Raw genomic sequence first — 22196 nt, 5'->3', positions numbered from 1 at the left:
ACGCAACCACGGACGACATTCGCACGCTGACGGCGACGCATTACTTCCATGACGTCCGGGTTTCGGCGGACCAGACCGAGAACGGGGGCGTGAAGCTGATCTACGTGGTGCAGGGCCAGCCATCCATCAACGACATCCGTTTTGAGGGCAACCGGAAGTACAGCAACGCCAAGCTGCTCAAGAAGGTGAAGTCGAAGGCCGGCCAGCCACTCGATGACTACAAGCTGTTCACCGACGCGCAGGAGATCAAAAAGTTGTACGAGAAGGCGGGCTACCAGCAGACCACGGTCGAGGCCAAGCAAAGCATCAACGAACAGCTTGGACGCGCGACGGTCACATTTGAAATCAAGGAGGCACCCAAGGTGCGGATCGTGGACGTGCAGTTCGTCGGCGCGCAGGCGTTCACGCAAAAAAAACTCCGCAAACAGCTCAAGACCCGGCGGCACTGGATGTTTTCGTGGCTGACCGGGAGCGGCAAACTCAAGGAGGACCAGTTTCAGGAAGACCAGGAAAAGCTCAGGGATTTTTATTGGAACGAGGGCTATATTGATTTCGAGCTCAAGGAGGTGAGAAAGGACCAGATCAGTCCCACGCGCATGATCATCCGCTTTGTTGTTTACGAGGGACAGCGATACAAGGTCGGATCGGTCGAGTTCAAGGGGAACGTCAAGTTCAGCGCGGAGCAGATTCGACGGGGAACGAACATCCTGGGCCGGGTTGTCAGGCCGCGAATGCTCGAAGGCGAAATCTTCAGGCCGGGAGGACTCGAGAAGGACACCCGACCGAGCCTGGAGAAGGACGTCCAGGCGATCGAGGATTTTTACGGCGCCAACGGTTACATCGGCAAGGGCGACCACGAGCGGGTCCCCGTCGGGGTCATCAAAAACGCCAATACCGACCGCGGTACGATGGACCTGGTTTATGAGATCGAGGAAGGAGAGCAGTCCCGCATCGAAAAGATTGAAATCCGCGGGAACACCAAGACCAAGGACCGGGTGATCCGGCGCGAACTGGCGGTGTCGCCGGGCGAGGTGTTCGACATGGTCCGGGTCAAGCTGAGCAAGGAGCGCCTGGAAGGGTTGCAGTACTTCACGCCGGGCAAGGTGCAGACGAGCGTGGAGCCGACCGAGGTGCCAAACCTGAAAAACCTGGTCGTGGACGTGGAGGACGGGCAGTCGGGCAATTTTTATTTCGGAGCCGGCTTCAGTTCCATCGACCAGCTGTTCGGTTACATCGGGATGACGCAGGGGAATTTTGACCTGTTCAACCCTCCTTACTTCACGGGGGGCGGGCAGCGGCTTCGTCTCCAGGCCACCATCGGAACGAAGCAGGAGGACTACGAACTGACGTTTGTCGAACCGTGGTTCCTCAACCGCCATCTGACACTCGAAGTGGACCTGTTTCACAAGGACATCCAGTATTACAGCGATTTGTACGACCAGCTCGAAACCGGCGCCCGGCTGGGCTTGACGCGCGCCTTGTTCACGGACGCATTCCGGGTCGGCATCAACTACACCATCGAGAACGTCGGGATCCATTTCGGTGACGGACTGACGGCCACCAACCAGGTGATTACGCCGGGGCCGGGTCGCGATCAGACGACGACCATCGTCCGTCCGGGGGTTTCGCCAACGCTGCAACAGGAGCAGGGTGACCGCCTCGTTTCCAAGGTGGGCGCGTCGCTCATCTACGACACGCGGGGCGGCGGCTATCTTCCGAACCGCGGCCAGATGACCTCGCTGAGTGGATCGATCGCAGGCGGGCCGTTTGGCGGCGACACGGACTTTTATAAACTCGAACTTCAATCCTCGTGGTATTTCAAAGGATTTTTCGAAGCGCACGTGCTCGAGCTGGGGGGGAACGTGGGCGTGGTGAAAGCCTATGGGGATTCGCCCCGCGTGCCGCTGTTCGACCGGTTTTTTCTTGGCGGCGCCAACACACTGCGCGGCTACAAATATCGCAATGTTGGTCCCAGGGACGAGTTTGGCGAGCCGATTGGTGGCGGGACTTACTGGTTTGGCTTCGCGGAATACAGCGTGCCCATCATTGATCGATTGCGCTTTGCTGCGTTCTACGACATTGGTATGGTTTACCCGAAAGCCTATGACTTTAATCTCGGGAATTACAACGACGACTGGGGCATTGGTTTGCGCCTGGTCATCCCGCAGCTCGGCCCGGCGCCGTTGCGGCTGGATTACGCGTTTCCCATCACCCACGGCTCTGACACCAGCGGCTCAGGCCGGTTCCAGTTCAGTGTCGGCTACTCACGCCCATTCTAACCCGCTTCGCGCATGAAAATGAACACAGGCAAATCCGTCAAAATCCTTGTCGCACTCGTGGCTGCGTCGCTGTTGACCGCTACCGCCCGCGCGGAAGTTAAGGTCGCGGTCATTGACCTGAAGAGGGTCTTCGACAATTACTGGAAGAGGAAACAGGCCCAGGCGCAGATCGATGATCAGAAGGCCGACTTCGAAAAGAAATTCAAGGGGATGCTGGACGATTACCAAAAGGCCAACGAGGATTACAAAAAGCTGATCGACAGCGCCAACGACCAGGCGGTGGCCGGCGATGAGCGGGACAAGCGCAAAAGCGCGGCGGAAAAGAAGCTGGTCGAAATCAAGGAAATCGACCAACAGGCCACTCTTTTTCAAAAAAACTCCAATGAAATGCTGAGTCTTCAGGTGCGTCGCATGACGGAAAACATTCTGAAGGACATCCGTGAATTGGTGGATGCCAAGGCAAAGGCCGGGGGATATTCGCTGGTTTTGGACACGGCTGCGCAATCGGCGGCGGGCACGCCGGTCGTCCTGTTTTCCAACGGTGAGAACGACATCACCGCGGAAATACTTTCCCAACTGAACGCCACCGCGCCGATCGGCTTGCAGAAGATTGAAGAGAGCAAGAGCAAGCCGATTGAGAAAAAGGACGAAGGGAAGGAAGGAAAGAAATAAGCCGTCCGCCCCGGGAATTTCGCGTGGCGCAGGCCCTTGTCTGCGCCATTTGTGTTGCGCGCGACCCGCCCCCGGCCGAGTCCCGGAGTGCGGAGATGTTTCCGGGCAGACCCGGTTCCTATGCCCTCTTGACGCGTGAGTTGTTGGGGGTATTGATGGGTCATGCAACTGGACAAACTGACCATCAAGGCGCAGGGGGCTTTGCAGGAGGCGCAGCAGATCGCGCATCGCTATTCGCACCAGGAAGTGGACGGCGAACATCTGCTGCTGGCGCTGTCCGAACAGTCGGACAGTCTGATTCCCGAGCTGCTGCAAAAACTGGGTGTCGCCGTGCCCCGGTTGAAGTCGGACCTGGATAAGGAACTGGAACGGCGCCACAAAGTCCAGGGCACGAGTTCATCAGATGTTTTTCTCAGTCCGTCGCTGAAAAAATCCCTCGATGCGGCGGCGGCGCAGGCCCAGAAGTTGAAGGATGAATACATCAGCACCGAACATCTGTTGCTCGGTCTCATCTCGGAAGCCAGCCCGACCCTCAAGAAAGTTTTCCAGGCGCACGGGTTGAAGCACGGAGATGTGCTAAAAGTGCTCGCGGAGTTGCGCGGCAACCAGCGTGTCACGGACCCGAATCCCGAGGATAAGTTCAAAGCGCTGGAAAAATACGGCCGCGACCTCACGGCGCTGGCGCGCGCGGGGAAGATTGACCCGGTCATCGGCCGCGATGAGGAAATCCGCCGCGTCATGCAGGTGCTTTCGCGGCGCACGAAAAACAATCCGGTGCTCATCGGCGAACCGGGCGTGGGCAAGACCGCCATCGTTGAAGGGCTGGCCAGACGCATCGTCAGCGGCGACGTGCCGGACTCCCTGAAGAACAAGCTGGTCGTCGCCATGGACCTTGGGGCGATGATCGCCGGCGCGAAATATCGCGGTGAATTCGAGGACCGGCTCAAGGCGTTTCTCAAGGAAATCACCTCCAGCGACGGGCGCATCATCCTGTTCATCGACGAACTGCACACGCTGGTGGGAGCGGGCGCGGCGGAAGGCGCGACCGACGCCGCCAACATGCTCAAACCGCAACTGGCGCGCGGCGAATTGCGGTGCATCGGGGCAACCACGCTGGACGAGTACCGCAAGCACATCGAAAAGGACCCCGCGCTGGAGCGTCGTTTTCAGCCGGTCCAGGTTGCCGAACCGGGCGTCGAGGCCACGATCGCGATTCTGCGCGGGTTGAAGGAGCGGTACGAGGTTCACCATGGCGTGCGCATTCAGGACGCGGCGCTCGTGGCCGCCGCGACGTTGTCCCATCGTTACATCAGCGATCGCTTTCTGCCGGACAAAGCGGTGGATCTGGTGGACGAGGCGGCGTCGCGCCTGCGCATGGAACTCGACTCGATGCCGACGGAAATCGACCAGCTCGAACGGCAGATCATGCAGTTGGAAATCGAGCAAACCGCGCTCAAGAAGGAAAAGGACGAGGCGTCGCGCGAGCGCCTCAAGAAACTCGAAAAGTCACTGGCCGATTTGAAGGAACAATCCGCGAAGTTCAAGGCGCAATGGCAGAATGAGAAGGCCGCGATCAACGCGGTCAGCATTCTGAACGAGCAAGTCGAGGCCGCAAAACTCGAAATGGAAAAGGCGCAGCGGACGGGGGATTTGAACGCGGCGGCCCAGATTCAGTACGGGCGCATGCCCGATCTGCAGAAGAAACTGGCCGCCGCGCAAAAGGCGCTGCACGAGAAACCGTCCGGCCAGCGCCTGCTGAATGAGGAGGTCACCGACGAGGACATCGCGACAGTGGTTTCCTCGTGGACGGGCATTCCCGTGACAAAGATGCTTGAAGGCGAACGCCAGAAGCTGGTGAAAATGGAGGAGCGCCTGGGACAACGTGTGATCGGGCAGACGGAGGCCGTCCGGGCGGTCTCGAATGCCGTGCGGCGCGCCCGCAGCGGATTGCAGGACCCGAACCGGCCCATCGGCTCGTTTATTTTCATGGGACCGACCGGCGTCGGCAAGACGGAGCTCGCCCGCGCACTTGCCGAGTTCATGTTCGACGACGACAACGCGATGGTGCGGATTGACATGAGCGAGTACATGGAGAAACACACCGTCGCGCGGCTTATCGGCGCGCCTCCCGGCTACGTGGGTTACGAGGAGGGCGGGCACCTCAGCGAAGCGGTGCGGCGGCGCCCGTACAGCGTTGTTCTGTTCGACGAAATCGAAAAGGCGCACCACGACGTGTTCAACGTGTTGTTGCAGGTGCTCGACGACGGCCGGCTCACGGACGGGCAGGGGAGAACGGTCGATTTCAAGAACACGCTGGTCGTCATGACGAGCAATATCGGGTCCCCGATCATTCAGGAGTATTTTCAGAGCGGGAGTACCTCGTCCAAAGGACAGGCCGAAATGGAGGAGCGTGTGAAAGCCGAGTTGAAGCGCCATTTCCGGCCTGAGTTCCTGAACCGCGTGGACGACATCATCGTCTTCCACAGCCTCGATCAGCCGCAACTTGAGCGGATCGTGGAAATCCAGCTCAAGCGACTGGAGAAACGGCTCGCGCAACAACAACTGGCGCTCGAGTTGGACAAGGCTGCCAGACAGTTGCTGGCGCGTGACGGCTACGATCCGTTATTCGGCGCGCGTCCTCTAAAGCGGGCCATTCAGGAAATGCTCCTGGATCCACTCTCCGTCAAACTCCTCGAGGGTGAATTCAAACCCGGGGACCATATCAGGGTGACGGCGAAAGGGGACCAACTGGAATTCAAAAGTGCCGGTTGAAACGCGCCGTGCCACGACATAAAGTTGCCAGGTGCGGGCGCCCGTCTGAGCCCGGTCATTTCTTTTTCGGAAACAAGGCGTCTCTCATGCCGGGCGCGGGTTGGCCGGTTTTGTCGTCCCAGTATTTGAAGCCGGCCTTCCAATCCCACACCGCCCACCCGAGCCCGAATTCATCGAGCACCTTGCGAAACTCGGAGTAGAAACGGGCGCGCGACGCCGGATCGGCACCAGTGTAGCAGCCGAATTCGCCGACGTGCACCGGGCGTCCGTAGTAGGCGGACCACTCCCTGGCCTGTTGCATCGGGCGGCGGAACGCCAGTGGCCCACATGGATTCCTGCCCGCAGGCATCGTGTTGTAGCGCTGGAGCCAGTCGAGTGTCCCGCGACCCAGCTTGGCCGCCGGATCGGGCGTGAACGGCGTCGCGGGCGGCCCGGGGAAGACAATTCCTTTGAGCCAGCGGACGTCGGCGCTGGTCCAGCTCGCTCCCTGATGAGTGAAGTTAAACGGATCATAGCAGTGAACGCTTACGATGAGGTTTTCGTCGTTGTCGGGCAGGCGGAGATTCTGGAGTTCACTGACCTGGTTCCATTTTCCAGGGCCGACGAAGATAACCCGTTTTGGGTTGGTCCGGCGGATTTCGCGGATGGCCTCGGCGTAGATCGGGCTGAGAACCACGGTGGTCGCCGCGTCCTTGGGTTCGTTGAGCAGTTCGAAAGCGACGTTGTCGGGGAAGGTCGCGTAGTGAGCGGCGATTTGCCGCCACAGCGCGTAAAACTTGTTCGTGAACGCAAACGGGCTGCTCGTGAACTCATCGAAATGATGAATGTTGATGATGGCGCTGAGACCGTGCTTGAGGGCGTTTGTCACCAAAAAATCCACCTTGGCGTAAATTTCGTCGGAGAGCTTGAAGTCGGGTGCGGGGCCGGCGTAATGATGCCAGGCGATGGGCAGGCGAACGTGGTCGAATCCCTCGGCCTTGAGGTGAACAAAATCCTGCTCGGAATAATGCGCGCCCCAGTCCTGGCCGGGTGGCGCTTCCAGATAGTTGCCGAGATTGGCGCCGCGCAGGAATTTTTTTGCCGCCCGATGCGCGGGCGTGTCACGGCTGGTGATGCGGCGCATTTCCGGGAGGGTGGGATTGGACAGATTGGTTTGCGCGTGACCGAAGGGAGCACTCGCGATGAGGGCAGCGAGGATGGCAAGGCTGGTGAATTCGCGCATGGGACGCATTATCCAACACCCACGCGCGTTGTCAAACTGGCTGCGGGTTCGGAGAATACAACGTGCGCGTACGTCTGTGCGCCAATAGAAAGACCCGGCGCAAACAGAATGGCCTGAATCCCCACCACTCGAGCGGCTGTGCGCTCAAAGCGTTGCTCCGCCGGCGCGTTCCCGCTCCCGCGGGTTCGGGCGACCGGCAACCACACGTTCATTGCCGGTCTGTTCTCAAGCCTCCCGACCAGCCGCTGCGTGGTGAGAATCCAGGCAAAATGGTCCTTTAAGCGGTTGCAGGGGCGTGGGGCATCATGGCCGCGCCCCGCGCCCCGGTGTCAATCACTCCTCCGGAACGTAATTCGACTGGGGCACGATCCGGTAGAAGCGACGAGTGTGCTCAGACGCTTCGGGATCCACGAATTGAAGCGTCCCGTCTGTGACGATGTTCGTGCAAAGCGGCGTCCAGACCGACAGGTCTTCCGAACTCTCGAGACTGAAGGCGAAGCCGTCCGGCTTGTCCACGCACAGGTGGAACGACCCGTCGGGCAGGCGCAGGCAAGGCGGGTGATGCGCGTCGTTATCGACGATGATGGCCGCCGCGCGATCAGGCCTGCCGACCTCGTAATGGGCGATCGGACTCAGGCTCGGGTCAGGCTCGAGACGGAGGATGACCGTTTCAATTCCTTCGTCCAGGTTGTCGTCAATCGGCACGATTTCGATTTTCGCCGAGCGGCGTCCGGCCGGAATAATCGCGGAATGGCCGATCTCCACGTAGTCCACTCCATTGGACGCAGTGCCATGAACGGAATAGAAGACGACCAGATCCCCGTTTGTCGGTCCCGTTCGGAAAATTCTGAATGTCGCGGTGTTTGTTCCATTTGTGGAACACCTTTCCGCTGCGAACGGGTCGGTGGCGACGATGCTGACCACGGGGACCGGGGGTGGCACGTCGCCCACAGTGATCGCGACCGGTCCGGACGTCGCAGTGCCACCCTGGTCGTCGGTCGCCCGTGCCGTGAGAACGTAACCGCCCGCGGTCACGTTCGACCATACTAGGCTGAACATTTGTTCCTGATTCGGTTGCGGCGCCACGATGAACTCGATCGACTGCTCGCCGATCTTCACATCGTTGGCGAAGAATTCGACGGTATGGACCCAGCCGTCGGGGTCCTGAGCTTTGATATCAATCTCGATATCCGAAAGCGCGGGAAAGGCGTCGCCGACGCGGGGATTTATGATCTGCACGTACGGAGATATGTCGCCCTGATCGTTGTCGCGAATGAACGCCACGGCCTCGCCGGGAACCCCCACGATGTAGCAATTCGTCGTTTCCGGCACATCGCACGGCGGATCGGCGAACAAACAAGGCGGGCACCCGGGCAGCAAATCCAGCACGACAGTTTCGGTGCCTTCGACCAGGTCGTCGTCAATGGGGTTGATCACGATCGCGGCAGTCTCGGAGTGCGCCGCAATGGTCACTTCGCCGGACAGCTTGTCGTAATCCACGCCATTCGACGCGGTGCCGCCGATTTGGTAGAGCACGGTCAGCGGATTGTTCAGGTCGCCCCCGGTGCGGTGTACAAGGAAAGTGGCCGTGTCGGGCCCGGCGCCCACGAGCAGGCTTTGTTCCGCGGCCGTCGGATCGCTGGCGGAGATTGTGACGACAGGGTGCGATTGGAGCACGATGACTTTGATGTGAGCGGGATCCGAAACCGAACTCGCGCCGCTTTGATCGGTCGCCCTGGCGGTGAGTGTATAGGTTCCCGGCGGCACATTGGACCAGAGGAGCGAGAAGTTCGGACAATACGGAGAAGGGCACAGCGATGGCACGAACGTGCCAAAACCAAGGCTGTTGGTCCCCGCAAAGAACTCGACTTTGAGGTTGAAACCATCTTCGCGGTCCTGAGCGTAGGCGACCAGGTGAATGTCTGTGGGGCCGGCAAATATCTGTCCGTCTTGAGGACTGATCAATCGAACCGTCGGCGGCAGGTTGGTCGAGGCAATGTCGTCGTCATGAATGACGGCCTTGGCCGCTCCGGGATCACCGATAAGGTAAGGTGGCGGCGGAAAAGGACCTGCCCGGAGAGGCGGCGTCGGATAAACCAGCTCCAGAGAAACGGTTTCATCACCCTCGACCAGGAGGTCGTCAATCGGCTCAACCACGATGTCGGCGGAAGCCGCGCCCGCCGGAATGGTGACATAAGGCCGCAGCGCCACGTAATCCACCCCGTTCTGCGCCGTGCCGCCGATGCGATAGTAAACCGTGAGGTCGGAATTGGTCCCGTCTGTGCGATAAACGGTGAAGGTCGCGGTATCGATTCGTTGCGGCATTCCCAACCCGGGCGGCACAACCGGAATTTCCGTCGCATCCGGATCCGTGGCCTTGATGGTGACGACCGGTGGGGGATGCAGTTCGACCACTTTGATCTCGACTGGTTTTGAGATGGTTTCCGCTCCGGCATTGTCCGTGGCGACGGCCGTCACGACATAGTCGCCCGCCGACACGTTCGACCATGTCAACGAGTAGAGCGACAACCATCCGACCAACGGAAACAAGGTTGTATTGTCGTTCCAGATGTCCGAGAACGGCGCATGGTTGGTGACAACGCCGAGACTGTTCGTGCCCTCGAAGAATTCCACGGATTTGACGGAACCGTCGAAATCCCACGCGCCCGCAGTCAGACGGATGTCTGAACCGGCCTTGAAGATTTCGCCGTTCTCCGGATTGAGGATCTTCACGACGGGCGGGACGTTGGAGCGGTCGTTGTCACGGATGACCACCAATGCCCGATCACAGCGTCCGACCCAATAGCAATCGTTGGATGACGCGGTCGGGTCCGGGCAGGCCGGGGCGTCGAGAATCAAAACCGCCGTTTCGGGTCCTTCGATGAGGGTATCGTCAATCGGCGCAATGAGGACATCGGCCGTTCGACTTCCCGCCTCGATGGTAACGGAGGAAGGCAACTCCGCGTAATCAACGCCATTCGACGCGGTGCCGCTCAAATGGAAATTGACGACAAGGTCGGAGTTCGTGGGACCGGTCCGATGGACAGTAAAGGTGGCTGTATTAACGCCGCCTTCAGAAGCGATGGGATCCGTGGCGACAACCGTGACAATGGGAGGCAGCGAATGATCGAGCACGGTGATTTCCACCTCCGCCGAGGTGGTCGAAGTGCCAAGATTGTCGGTTGCCACGGCAGTCAAAATGTGGTGCCCGGCCGGGGCGTCCCGCCAGACCAGGTGGAACGGTTCAACGCAGACAAAGTCCAGCAGATCGTCCGGGAAGGCCCCAAGTTCGAAACTCGGCCCCGGCGGGTCAACAACGATGGGACCTGGAAAGCGGTTGGTTACCACGCCCAAACTTGTTCCGTCAGCGAAGAACTCGACGGTTTGTACTGTTCCGTCTGTGTCCTTGACGCCAGCAACGATCAAAACATCGGGTGATCCGACAAACACGGCGCCGCCGGGCGGACTGACGATGCTGATCTGAGGGGGTTGGTTCGTTGCGTCGGCGGCGGTAGCACACGTCCCGATGTGACACACTGAAAGCACGCTGGCCAAAAAACATCTTTTGATCGTCATAAGTTGCCTGTCTGATCTTCGTGTTGGTTGCGCCTCCACGTTGCTAGTCCCGTGCCAGACATGGTATGGTCTCGCTAAAGCCTCAAAATAACGGGTTCCTCAAAAACAGGCGCATGTGCGTGTAAAAGCACAGTTGGCGGCAGTGGGGAACATTCCCCATTCTCCGGACAAGCAGCGGGTAATAGTTCCCACCCCGGAACGGTGCGTTGCCACGATTATCACCTGGCGGTCGTTGACCATGAAATTACTTCGCATGAATCAGGGGATGAGCTTGCAGCGATAAAATTGCTGTGGAGGCGCATTGGTGGCGGGGGTCGTTTCCAAATAATAAAAGGTGCCCGAACTATCGTAGAATTCGAGCTGAGCCCCTGTGATCCAGGCGTTGGTATCCAGGTCCAACCGGGAATCGAGGGTGAACCGCTGGTCGGCCTTGCCGCCGAACAGAAACAAGTTGTCAACAGTCGAGGGGTCCGGACCGGTAAACCGCGAGTAACTGAGGATTGAAACAGGGGTCAGATCAGGGACGATTTGGCTGCGCAAAATGATGCCTTCGATGCCGACGGTTATCAGTTGCGCTGAATCCGTCGCCGCCGCGTAAAGCGACTTGAGGGTAATTGTTCCGCGAGGCGTCCAGGCGACGCCGTTTGTGCTGGTCAATAACGTTCCCTGAATGCCAATCACGAAGTAGGTGCCATCAATCCACGTCACATCGTTGAGCCATTTCGTGGTGCCGCTGGCTCGCGATGTCCAACTGGCGCCGTCCGGGCTGGTCAGAATCGTCCCGTTTTGCCCGACGACGATGAACTGGCCGCCGAGATAACGGACACGATACAGCCAGTTTGTCGTGGCTGAAGTCTGGAGCGCCCAGTTGACCGCATCGGCGCTGGTGATCACGGCCCCGGCTTCGCCGGTCGCGACCACCGTGGTTGGCGAAGCGGCGACGCTGCTGAGCAAGGAGGTGGTTGGGGGCGTGCGTTTCGTCCAATTTGTCCCGTCCGGACTGGTCAGCACGGTCCCGTTGTCGCCGGTGACAAGATACAGATTGCTGAAGACGCCGATTCCCTGCAGGTCATTGGTGGTAGGGCGGGGCTGAACGTCGTGCCAGTTGACCCCGAATGTGCTGATTGTCTGGTTGGTTACCACGACGTTCGTGCCCACCATGTTCGTCACCATCACATTGGTTTCAGCGTATGGGCTGATGATCAAACTGCCCCGGGTGCCGGCCGCGACGAGCAGGTTCGTCGTGCCGCCAACGCCCAGAAAGATCGAGTTGGTGACCGAATCCGGCACCAGTTCGAGCGACCAGTCAATGCCGTTGCCGCTGGTCATCACGGTCGCGCGATCGCCGACGGCGACGTAAAGGTTGGTCGCCCAGGTCACGTCGAACAACAGCTGGCGGACGGAATCCGTGGAAGGCAGCCAAAAATAGGAATCAGTGTTGGTCGAGTAACCTTCCGCGATCATGCCGGTGCGGCCGGCGATGAGGAAGAAGTCCGTGCGGCCGATATTGGCATAATAAGTCCAGGCGGGCGGACCATCGGCCTGCGCCAGCTGATTCGACCAGCCGGAGGAGTTCTGCAAGCGCACCTCGTTGTCGCCAATCACCAGCCGGACCCCGTCGCCTTTTGCCGCGTGAAACAGATCGTTGGTCGCGCCGGTCTTTTCCGCAAACCAGCTCACGCCATTGTTCGTGCTGGTCAACGCGACGCCGCCTTCTCCGACCGCCGTAAAAAATGTTCCGGTGAAAGCCACTCGATTCAGATTGGTCGTCGTGCCGCTCGCGCGGTTGGTCCAGTTCGTCCCGTTCGGGCTCGTGGCGATCAAACCGTTTTCGCCGACCGCGATGAAAGTCCCGTTGCCAAAGGCCACACCCCGCAACCACTCGTCGAGCGGGGGCTGCCTTTTCCAGCTTGCGCCGTCGGTGCTTGTATAAACGGCGCCGTTGTCTCCCACCGCGACGAGGTTCTGCGGCGAGGCATCCACGGCTTCGAGCCAGTCTCCCGTCGGTCCGTCCAGCAGCGTGCCCGCTCGAAAGTCGGTCTCGGAATCGGCATAGAGCACGGCACCCGCCTCGCCGGTAATGATGATGCGCGAGCCGAAGAAGGTGACGGCGCGCAGCGCATTGGTCAGACCACTGTCGCGCGGCAGCCAGGTGATCAAGTCTTCGCTGGTGTAGAGCTGGCCTTGTTCCGCCACCTGCACGCCGAGGCCGAGCGTGGGCGAATAAGCCATGTCCACCACGTTATTCCCGTGGGGACGGGGATTCGACCAGCGCCAGCGCAAGGGGAAATTGACGCAGGACGCATTCTCCAAGGGGAACACAAAAACAAAAGCGACCAGCAAACGGCCGAGCCATTCGCGCGCCATTGCGGGTGGTTTGCCGGTCACCTTCATTGGTCCGCCGATGTCGGACCTTGTTAGCAGACCGGCGTCGAAGAAGCACGCCCTGATTTGCCCGCTAAAGCGCCCGTCGGCACGGTCAGCATGAACACACATCCACCCGGGGAGTTGGTTTTCAATTCCAGGTCGGCTCCGAGGTGATTGGCCAGTTGCTTGCTGATGGCCAGGCCAATGCCGCTGCCGCCTTCTTTCGTGGACTTGCAAGGCGTGAACAGAGCGGTGGCCATCTCGGGCGACAGTCCCGGCCCTTCGTCGCACACTTCGCAGACAATGCAATTCTCCCGTTCCTCGATGGACAGCGTCACCGCCCCGTCTTTGTGGGTCGCCTGAAGCGCATTTTGCGCAAGGTTGACCAGGATCAACATCACAAGGTTCGCGATCCGGTTCGGCAGGATTGCTCCGCCGTTCGCGCGGAGGTCAAACCTGACTCCGGCCGCCGTCGACAACGGACGCACCTTGGTCGAAACCAGTTCCGCAAGCTCGTGCAGCGTGATTTCGTATTGAACGGCGCCGTCTTCCTCGCGCAGTACGTTGACGACCTGGTTGATCAGGCCCTGCATCCGATGCGCAGCCGTGAGCGCCTGCGCCCAGTCTGTCTCCGTCGAGGTCGGGTCCGGCGCGATATTGGACATGAAGCTTTGCAAACCAGCCAGCGGGTTCTTCAGTCCGTGGATCAGGTGGGAGGTGATTGCGCCAACGGCCGAAGACCTGGCCATCAGCGCAAGTTCCTGGTTCGCCCGCAAAAGACTGTCGGTACGTTCGGCCAGAAGTTGGTGTGTCTGACGCAACCGCCGAAACGCCCAGGCGATGGCCAGGGTCAGGATCCCGCCGCCAACAAAAAATGCAATCAAACCTTGGAGCGCCAGATGCCGGTCGAGTCGGGCAAACTCAGCGGCGATCGTGGAGCCTTCGATGTTAAACTGGGCGATCCCGATGAGCGGGCCGGCCCCGCCCATGTGGAGCGGCACGTTCACCTCCAGCACGGACATCGTCTTTTCGGGAGCGGGCTCTTCCGGGAGAAACAAGCTCGACCAGCGAACGTCGGGGAGAAAGCGACTGACGGGCGTCAACCGGTTGAGAGTCGCCAGGGTGTGCGCGTCCACCGTGGCTTCCCGAACGTCGAACGGAAAGGCTCCGACAAACCTGCCATTGGCGCCGAACAAGCGGGCGGCCAGCACACCTTTCAACCGCGACGTCTTCAACACGACCGACAATTGGTTTTCCGGGTCGGTGATCGGGCCGAGCAGCTCGATTTCAGGCGCGTCCGCCTCCAGTTGCATCAGTGCCACTGCGTGGAGCACCTCTCCGTCGCGCCGGACGATCTGTTCCCGCGTTCTGGCGCGCAGCTGCAGGGTGGCAAGCAGAATTGTCGCGGCCAGGATGACGAGCGTGACTCCGATCAACACCCAGGACAAACGACGTGAGCGCAGGAGCAACTGCTCGAAGTGCGAGATTCTTTCCATGCCACAACGACCGCGCGTTGTCCGTTAATTTGCGATTTCTACCGAAAAAAGCAACGCAGACAAATAAGGGAGCCGGTGCCGGTGAGGAATGAGATAATCCGGGCAACTGCCGTTCGTTGACATTAAAACGTCCAATTGAGCCCTCCTTTGACGGTAGTCACCGCGTACCGCTCGAAGTCGAGGTTGGAGAAGACGCGTTCATGTTCGAACTCTGAATAAACCTTCAGGAAGCCGGTCACTTTCCGTTCGCAGCGGAAAGTGACCGAGTATTCCGTTGCGCGGCGTTTGGCGAGATCAACGGTGCTGACGGTCTGAACAGGGTAATCGTAGCGCGCCATGCGAGCTTCGGCCGAAATGTCCCAGTTCCGGCTGTGAAACTGGAGTTGTTCACTCGCCTGGAGCCGGGTGTAATCAAAGTAACCGCTGCCGTTGTCGTCGCTTTGCCGCGCGGTCACTTTGGTTGTCGTGCGCCAGCGGCCCGCCGCGTCCCAGAGGTGTTTCCAGGTGAGTCTGGCTTCCTGCTGGATCGCCTTGCGCCTCGTATAGGAAACCGGATTGCCGAGGGTTGTCCGCAGTGGATCGTGGTCGTAATCGCGTTCCGAGATCTCATAGCTGGCGCTCAACTCGGATTTGTGGCCGTAAGGTTTTCCCAGCATGAGCCGCGGGCCGTATTCCCAGTAATCATCCAACGGTTCGCGGAACAACTGCCTTTTTGCCGGCAGCTCGACCGAAACCCAAAAATTGCCGTCGAAATCGCGGCGGAGGCCCTCCCGGATGGCGAGTCCGTGACCTTCGACAGGAATGGTCGTCAAACCGGCCTCCGTGAGGGAAACGTCCACGACCTGGTTTTGGTAGAGGTATTCCGTACTGAGGGATATCTGCCAGCCCGAGCCGCAGTCGGTCTTCACCTGCGCCTGAGCGATCGCGGTCTGTTCCTTGTTCACCAGGCTTGAAGAGAGGAATCGAAGATCTTCCGCGGTGGCAAAGAAACTGAATTGAGTTCCGTTTTCCGGCAGGCGCAACAGGATCATTTCCAGCCCGGTTGTGATAAACGGGCTGTCCTGCGGCGATGTGGCGGACAGGCCGACGTTGTCGCGATAACCCGCACCTGTACGCAGACTGAAATCATTGACCCATTTCGGCAGACGGATGGGAAAATCATACTCCTGTGCATGGATCAAACATCCGGCGCATCCGACGAAAGCGGCGGTCGCAACGCGGTTCCATGTCGCCGTCATCCGCCCTGAACCACAACGCGCCATTCAAATTGAAGAAAGCATCCCGGCCCGGTTCCGGCCACTGGACACCATCTCATCAAGGCGCTGATTCTCCCAACACCAAGGATGCGTTGTCAATCCCCGCCGCGTCGCTTGTGAACAGTATCTGGTCTGGTGTCTTGGAGAAGTTCGCGGTATTTGGGTAATTCGTTCGGGAGTTCCCGCAGTCGAGTCGTCGCCTCCTCCTGAAATGCTCGCGTTCGTTCCAGCCAATCCTGCCGCAGAGCCTGAAGTTGCGCACGGATTCGCGCCCGGTCGTCGTCGGTGGGACCACTGCGCAGTTTCCGCAGCAGGTCCTGCTGGCGGGCGAGGTAGGCTTCCCGAAGTTTTTCAAAGCGGAGCAATCGCTGCCGGATGTCGAGGGGCAAATCAGGCCGTTCCGGGCGCGGCGGACGGAGACTGGCCACGGGTGCGAGAGAGCTGTCAAGCGGGATGCGATCCGGTAAAATGACTTGCGCGACACGATCCGCGATGTTGGTCGAACCGGAGGCGATTTGCGCCGCCGCGGACGGAACAAGCAGGCAGAGGCTAAGGCCGCCAATCGCCAAACTTGAAAGTCTGTTCATGTTCTTTATGCGTCCCCGCACTGAACTCCGTGGAGGATCTTGTTTTACTTCCGCAAAGGATGTGCCAGTCGCTTGTTTGGATTCTATTCTGTTCCTGCCTAGCCAATTAAGCCGCATTCTCAACATTTTTCACGGAATCAATTTCAGGCTGTTTGGGTCGTCGCACCCAATGCGGTCTGTTCGGTGGCTGCCCAGTGGGGACTACTCCCCAGCCTTTTCGTTTTGTTTTTCTGAAAGCCGATACCGCAGGTAATCGCGTGTTACTCCCAGTAAACGAGCGGCAGCGGACACATTTTGCCCCGTCTGGGTGAGCGCATGCCGGATCAACCGATTTATGGCTTCGTCCAGGAAAAATCCCTCGAGGGGAAAGCTGAACAGGGGATTAAACCAGTCGTTCTGCATTACCGCTTCGGCCGGTCGACTCGATGCGTCCACCTCGAGCGGTTCGAAGTTCAACGCGTCGCCTTCGGAAAAAACAATCGCGCGTTCAAGCTCGTGCGCGAGTTCGCGCACGTTCCCGGGCCAGGGATAGGCCAGCAAACGGTGCCGGCCGTCTTCCGAAATTGTTTTGCGCGCAAGGCGGTGGCGCCGTTGCAGGCGCGCCAACAATGCATCCGCCAACTTCAAAATATCGTCCCCCCGCTGGCGTAGCGGCGGAATGTGGAGCCGGAAAAGATCGAGCCGGTGGAACAAATCCTCACGGAATTTACCTTCCCCAACGAGTTGTTTCAGATCGCGGTTGGTTGCCGCTATGATTCGAACGTCGGCGGGAATCTCGCGCGTGCCACCCACACGGCGGATCCTGCCGTCTTCAATCGCCGTTAACAGCTTTGCTTGAATCCCCGCGGAGAGGCTCGGCAGTTCGTCGAGGAACAAGGTGCCTCCGTTGGCCGCCTCGAACAGCCCCATCCGCGCCGTGCGGGCGTCGGTGAATGCCCCCCGTTCGTGTCCGAAGAGTTCTGATTCCGCCAGCGTCTCCGGCATTGCAGAACAGTTAACCTCGACGAGCGGCTGCGCCGCACGTGGCCCGCGCCGGTGTAGCCAGCGCGCGATGGTCGTCTTGCCGGTGCCGGTTTCGCCCTGGATAAGTACTGGTGCCAGTCGTTCCCGCACGCGGTTGTCCGTGGCGACGATTTTTCTTAACTGTCCTTCCAGGCTGGCCAGCGATTCCCCAAAAAAGAACTCGAGGTCGCCCGTTTCCTGCCGGTGGTGTTCATCGAGTCGCGCCGACCGTTTGGCGCGCTGCGCGCGCCCAATGACGAGCGGCAATTCCACCGGATCGAATGGCTTCGCCAGATAATCGAGTGCCCCCAGACGCATGGCTTCAACCGCGCCCCCGACGCCGCCCTCCGCCGTCATCACAATGACTCCAGTGGCGGCAGGGAAAAACCTCTCCTTCAACAAATCGGAGCCTCGTCCGTCCGGCAGGTTTACATCGAGGAGAACAAAATCGAAATTCAGGTCCGCACCAAGCCTGCGGGCAGCTTGAAGGCTTTCAGCGCCGGTCACGTCGGCTCCCAGTTTCTCCAGATGGGCGGCGATTTGCTTGCGGAGCAACGCTTCGTCCTCCACGATCAAGATGCTCAATCCTGCCAGCGTGACGTCCTGCATACCGGTTTAGTAGGCAAATGAGGCCGCGCTGGCGACAATAATCTAAACGGTTGATCGCCGGCCCGGTGGCGCGCCACGGCGACGCGTCGTGCCTGGTGGGGACGGGGTCGAACGTTGCCCAGACTGAGACTTGCTATTGTCCGGCACAAACGGGTAAAAGCACCTGAATCAGGCCGTACTCGGACGGAGTGCGGAACGGAAAAGAAATTGATCCGCACCTCGCAAGGTTCCAGAACGACAACGCATGAAGAAGATCCTGGTCATTGATGACGATTCCGCCGTGATGGCGTTGACGACGAAAACGCTGGAGTCGCGCGGCTTTCGAACCTTGACGGCCGAAAACGGCGTTGTCGGACTGGAAATGGCCAAGAAGCATCTGCCCGACCTGATCATCTGCGACATTCAGATGCCCCAGCTCAACGGCTATGAGACACTCGCGGCGCTCCGGCAGGATCCAACGACCGCCGCGATTCCCTTTGTGTTCCTCACCGGACTGGCGGAGCGAAAACAGGTTCGGCAGGGAATGGGCCTGGGCGCGGACGATTACCTGACCAAACCGTTCAGCGTTCCGGAGTTGATGGCGGCCGTCAACGCGCGCCTCGAAAAACAGGCTGTCGTGCAGCTCAAGTCGGAAAAAAAATTGGAAGACCTGCGCGGTAACATCGGCATGGCGTTGCCGCACGAACTGCTCACCCCGCTCAACGGCATCCTCGGATTTGCGTCCATCATGTTGGACGAAGGGGCCGTCTTCCAGCCTCACGAGATACGCGATTTCGCACAGAACATCCAGGTCTCCGCGTTGCGACTCCACCGGCTGATCGAGAATTTTATCATTTACTCCGAGATCGAGCTGGCGAAATCCGATTCGAAAAAAATGCGTGAATTGCGCGAAGCCGGCCCCACGTTCACTCGGGAGATCATTGCCGCCTCCGCCAAAGAAAAGGCGGCCGCGGCGGGACGAGAGCAGGACTTAATCCTCGACGCGCGCGAGTGTGGCGTGGCCATGGCGCCAAACTACTTCAAAAAAATCGTCGATGAGCTGGCGGACAATGCCTTCAAGTTTTCCAGGGCGGCGACGCCCGTGAGGGTCGCCTCCAGCGTTTCCGGCGAACGTTTCCAACTGGTGGTCAGCGATCGCGGACGGGGGATGACCGCGCAACAGATCGCCGACATCGGAGCGCACATGCAATTTGAACGCCGGTTTTACGAACAGCAGGGCGTGGGACTCGGGCTCATCATCGCCAGGCGTCTGGCGGAACTGCACGGCGGCGACTTTCTCATCGAGAGTACACCGGGAACTCAGACGACCGTGCAGGTATTCCTGCCGCTTGCGGCTGGCGCGAATTGACCGGTTCACACGCTGCGCCATGGCATGAACATCTTGGTGACAGGAGGCGCCGGTTACATCGGGTCTGTTTGCGTCGAGGAGTTGATCAACGCCGGTCACGAGGTGACCGTGTATGACAATCTGACCGAGGGCCATCGCTCCTCGGTGGACGAACGGGCTGCTTTTGTTCAGGCAGATTTGAGCGACGGCGTCAGACTGGCTCAGGTGCTCAAGGCGGCGGGAACGGAGGCGATTCTTCATTTTGCAGCGAACGCCCTGGTCGGCGAGTCCATGGCCAGTCCGGGAAAATACTTTCGCAACAATGTCGGCTCGGGTGTGAATCTGCTGGAAGCCGCCGTCTCGGCGCGCGTCAAGAGATTTGTCTTCAGCTCCACCTGCGCGGTGTACGGCGTGCCCGATCGTGTGCCCATGACCGAGGATCTGGCCCTCAAGCCGGCCAGTCCTTATGGCGAATCGAAGTTGATGTTTGAAAAAATGCTCGAGTGGTATCGGCGGATTCACGGCCTCGAATTCGTCGCGTTTCGCTATTTCAACGCCGCAGGTGCGAGCTCACGGTTCGGCGAACATCATCGCGTGGAGACACACCTGATCCCGAGCGTGCTGAAGGTTGCACTCGGCCAGGTTCCGCACTGCGAGATTTACGGTGCCGACTATCCGACGCCCGACGGCACCTGCGTCCGCGATTACATTCACGTCGTTGACCTGGCGCGGGCGCACATCCTTGCGGTCGAGTCCCCGAGACAGGGCATTTACAATCTAGGCACCGGCGATGGTTGCTCCGTGCGCGAAGTCATTCAAACTTGCGGGAGAATCTCGGGCAGACCCATCAAAGCCATTGAAAAACCCCGCCGCCCTGGCGATCCCCCGAGGCTCGTGGCTTCTGCGGCGAAAGCTTCCAAGGAATTAGGCTGGAAACCTCAGTTTCCGAAGATTGAAGACATGGTTGCCTCGGCCTGGGAGTGGCACAAGAAACATCCGAATGGTTATCCGGATTGACCGGGTTGAAACCCTGCCGGTCTTTATTTGGCCGGTGGTATGGGAGGAAGTGAAGGATTCGGAGGGACGGGTGGTTTGGCAGCGGCAGGAAGAGGGGGTGCCTCGCCAATGGCCTCCCGAACGAAGCCGAGGAGGGCCTGTTTGTCAATGGGCTTGGAGAGATAGGCAAACGCTCCCGACGATGCCGCTCTTTTTTTGACGACGGCCGGATTCCCAGCCGAAACGATGATGAACGGGATCGTGTGGTCGGGTCGGTGATGGTGCAGCCACTCCACAATCCGAAATCCATCCCACACTTCGCCGGCGGCGTCACGGGACAGATCAATATCCAGCGTCATCAGGTCGGGTTGTTCGGTGCGGACTATCTTCAGCGCGGTCGCCGCGTCCTTGGCGGTGAAAACCGTGTAACCCACTCCCTTCAACATGAGACTGATCACGGTCTGCGTGATCCGCTCGTCTTCCACGACGAGGATCTTCTTCGCCGTCGGAGTGGGAGCGGCCGTGGACGGGGCCTTGGCTTTCGATTCATTTTCGCTTCCCGCTTGTCCTGACGTGTCCTTCATCCGGTATCGTGTAATAAAACCAAATGCTCATTCGGGCAATCAAATAAGGCGCCGTGCGACGCGTGAGAAAGTCGGCTCCCGCGCCATTTTTGCGAGCCACAGGGGACTTCACCGCGAGATCAGAATTCACCCGGGTCTGCGATCACAACCTCCGGTTTCCCAACGTGTCGAGCAGGTCTTCAATCGTCCAATTGGCCTGTTCGCCGGAGAGCAGGTCGGCTGAGTGGCCATGCTGCCAGACGCCATAACGGATCGTCGTTGTCGGATCGACCTGCAACAGCGGCTGAGCCAGCAAGCCGCCCAGATAGCCGGCCAGCGCGTCGCCGCTGCCGCCTTGTGCAAGAAACGGATTGCCCGCACTGTTGAAGAAGACGCCACCCTTGTTCCGCCCGATCAACGTCTGGTGCCCCTTCAACACCACCCAACAGTTCCCGTATCGTCGGGATAGTTTGTTCAGCGCCGCCGGGCGGTCGGACTGGATTTCGGACGTCCCCAGTTTCAACATCCGCGCCGCCTCACCGGGATGCGGCGTGATCACACGGATGGCTTTATGGACCGTGATGCCGGAGGGAAGCCATGCGAGCCCGCTCGCATCCGCAATCACCGGCAAGGGCAATTCCTGCCACCAGCGGCGCAGTTCGCTTTTCAGGCCGGGGGCCAGATCGTCCGCCGCCAGACCGGGCCCGAACAGAAGCGCGCTGCAGGAATCAGGAAGTTTCATTCCGGGCTTCCAGGGATGAACCATGGCCGACTGCAATTGACCGGCGACGGGTTGATACACTTTGTCCTGAACTAACACCGTAACCAGTCCGGGTTGGGCACGAAGCGCGCCGCGCGCGGCAAGGACCGCCGCGCCGTGATAACCCAGACTTCCAGCAACGATAACAAGGTGCCCGAAGGTTCCCTTGTGCCCGTCCACCGGACGCAGAGGAGGAAAGTTGTCGAAATCCTCGCCCAACGTCCACTGGGCGTCCCCCTCGTGCGGACAAGGGACGAGACCAATGCCGGGCGCAACTTCAAGCCGGCCAACAAACGGCCAGGCTCGCGATTGGAGAAGCCCCTTTTTTGGCGCTCCAAGGGTCAGGGTCACCGTCGCGCGAATAGCCGTTCCTTCCGGTTCGCCGGTGTCCGCGTTCAGCCCGGACGGCACGTCGATGGCAAGAACGGGAATTCGCGTCAGGTTGATCTTTTCAAGAAGTCTGACCCAGTGCGCTTCGAGGGGACGGTTTAGTCCGATTCCGAACAAGCCATCGACGATGAGGGCCGGTCGCAGCGAAAGGTGGGAATTGAATTCCTTGAGGGCCACGCCCGGGTCAGCCACGTTGATCAATGTGACCTCGCGATCGGAAAGGTTGTGTCCGGTCTGGCGCGCGTCGTCGCCGTTGTGCCCCTTGCCGGCGAGGATCAGGATCAGGTCGCCCGGGCGCGTCAGCTGTTTGATGCGGGAAGTG

The 22196-nt window shown here is 59.8% G+C and carries 14 protein-coding genes; 5 read left to right on the top strand and 9 right to left on the bottom strand.

Annotation, left to right across the window (positions count from 1 at the left end; all coding sequences use genetic code 11):
* The 3 genes from bamA to clpB all read left to right on the top strand — a co-directional run.
* Nucleotides 1-2279, top strand: a 2279-nt coding sequence (gene bamA / locus VN887_10840; GenBank protein ID HXT40505.1) for an outer membrane protein assembly factor BamA, incomplete at its 5' end; no start/stop codon positions are given.
* Between the two features lie 12 nt (nucleotides 2280-2291).
* Nucleotides 2292-2951 carry an OmpH family outer membrane protein gene (locus tag VN887_10835; GenBank protein ID HXT40504.1) on the top strand — a complete coding sequence of 220 codons (660 nt, stop codon included), beginning with the start codon at nucleotides 2292-2294 and terminating at the stop codon, nucleotides 2949-2951.
* Nucleotides 2952-3113: 162 nt separating this feature from the next.
* Nucleotides 3114-5723 (top strand): ATP-dependent chaperone ClpB, encoded by a 2610-nt coding sequence (gene clpB / locus VN887_10830; GenBank protein HXT40503.1) that lies wholly within the window; start codon nucleotides 3114-3116, stop codon nucleotides 5721-5723.
* A 55-nt stretch (nucleotides 5724-5778) separates the two neighbouring features.
* On the opposite strand, the gene VN887_10825 is transcribed toward clpB, so the two are convergent.
* The 7 genes from VN887_10825 to VN887_10795 form a co-directional block, all read right to left on the bottom strand.
* Entirely contained in the window at nucleotides 5779-6945 is a 1167-nt protein-coding gene (locus VN887_10825) for a glycoside hydrolase family 5 protein (protein ID HXT40502.1), read from the bottom strand.
* 333 nt (nucleotides 6946-7278) lie between these two features.
* Nucleotides 7279-10521 (bottom strand): Calx-beta domain-containing protein, encoded by a 3243-nt coding sequence (locus VN887_10820; protein HXT40501.1) that lies wholly within the window; start codon nucleotides 10519-10521, stop codon nucleotides 7279-7281.
* Nucleotides 10522-10779: 258 nt separating this feature from the next.
* Nucleotides 10780-12915, bottom strand: a complete 2136-nt coding sequence (locus VN887_10815; GenBank protein HXT40500.1) for a hypothetical protein — start codon at nucleotides 12913-12915, stop codon at nucleotides 10780-10782.
* 23 nt (nucleotides 12916-12938) lie between these two features.
* Complete coding sequence (locus VN887_10810) at nucleotides 12939-14384, bottom strand: HAMP domain-containing sensor histidine kinase (protein HXT40499.1); 1446 nt, start codon at nucleotides 14382-14384, stop codon at nucleotides 12939-12941.
* 122 nt (nucleotides 14385-14506) lie between these two features.
* Nucleotides 14507-15622, bottom strand: a complete 1116-nt coding sequence (locus VN887_10805) for a hypothetical protein (protein ID HXT40498.1) — start codon at nucleotides 15620-15622, stop codon at nucleotides 14507-14509.
* A 113-nt stretch (nucleotides 15623-15735) separates the two neighbouring features.
* On the bottom strand, nucleotides 15736-16227 hold the full coding sequence (locus VN887_10800; protein HXT40497.1) for a hypothetical protein: 492 nt from the start codon (nucleotides 16225-16227) through the stop codon (nucleotides 15736-15738).
* Nucleotides 16228-16428: 201 nt separating this feature from the next.
* The gene (locus VN887_10795) at nucleotides 16429-17838 is read right to left on the bottom strand and encodes a sigma-54 dependent transcriptional regulator (protein HXT40496.1); all 1410 of its coding nucleotides are present in this window, start codon (nucleotides 17836-17838) and stop codon (nucleotides 16429-16431) included.
* 244 nt (nucleotides 17839-18082) lie between these two features.
* Between VN887_10795 and VN887_10790 the strand changes: the two genes are divergently transcribed.
* Together VN887_10790 and galE are read left to right on the top strand one after the other, a co-directional pair.
* Nucleotides 18083-19186 (top strand): hybrid sensor histidine kinase/response regulator, encoded by a 1104-nt coding sequence (locus VN887_10790; GenBank protein HXT40495.1) that lies wholly within the window; start codon nucleotides 18083-18085, stop codon nucleotides 19184-19186.
* Nucleotides 19187-19210: 24 nt separating this feature from the next.
* Nucleotides 19211-20182, top strand: coding sequence for a UDP-glucose 4-epimerase GalE (gene galE, locus VN887_10785; protein ID HXT40494.1), 972 nt, complete (start codon nucleotides 19211-19213; stop codon nucleotides 20180-20182).
* A 23-nt stretch (nucleotides 20183-20205) separates the two neighbouring features.
* On the opposite strand, the gene VN887_10780 is transcribed toward galE, so the two are convergent.
* Complete coding sequence (locus VN887_10780) at nucleotides 20206-20745, bottom strand: response regulator (GenBank protein ID HXT40493.1); 540 nt, start codon at nucleotides 20743-20745, stop codon at nucleotides 20206-20208.
* Nucleotides 20746-20887: 142 nt separating this feature from the next.
* Nucleotides 20888-22196, bottom strand: a 1309-nt coding sequence (locus tag VN887_10775) for an NAD(P)H-hydrate dehydratase (protein ID HXT40492.1), incomplete at its 5' end; no start/stop codon positions are given.

The sequence above is a fragment of the Candidatus Angelobacter sp. genome (genome assembly GCA_035607015.1).
Lineage (GTDB): Bacteria > Verrucomicrobiota > Verrucomicrobiia > Limisphaerales > AV2 > AV2.
This window is presented reverse-complemented; position numbering and strand designations above follow the sequence as displayed.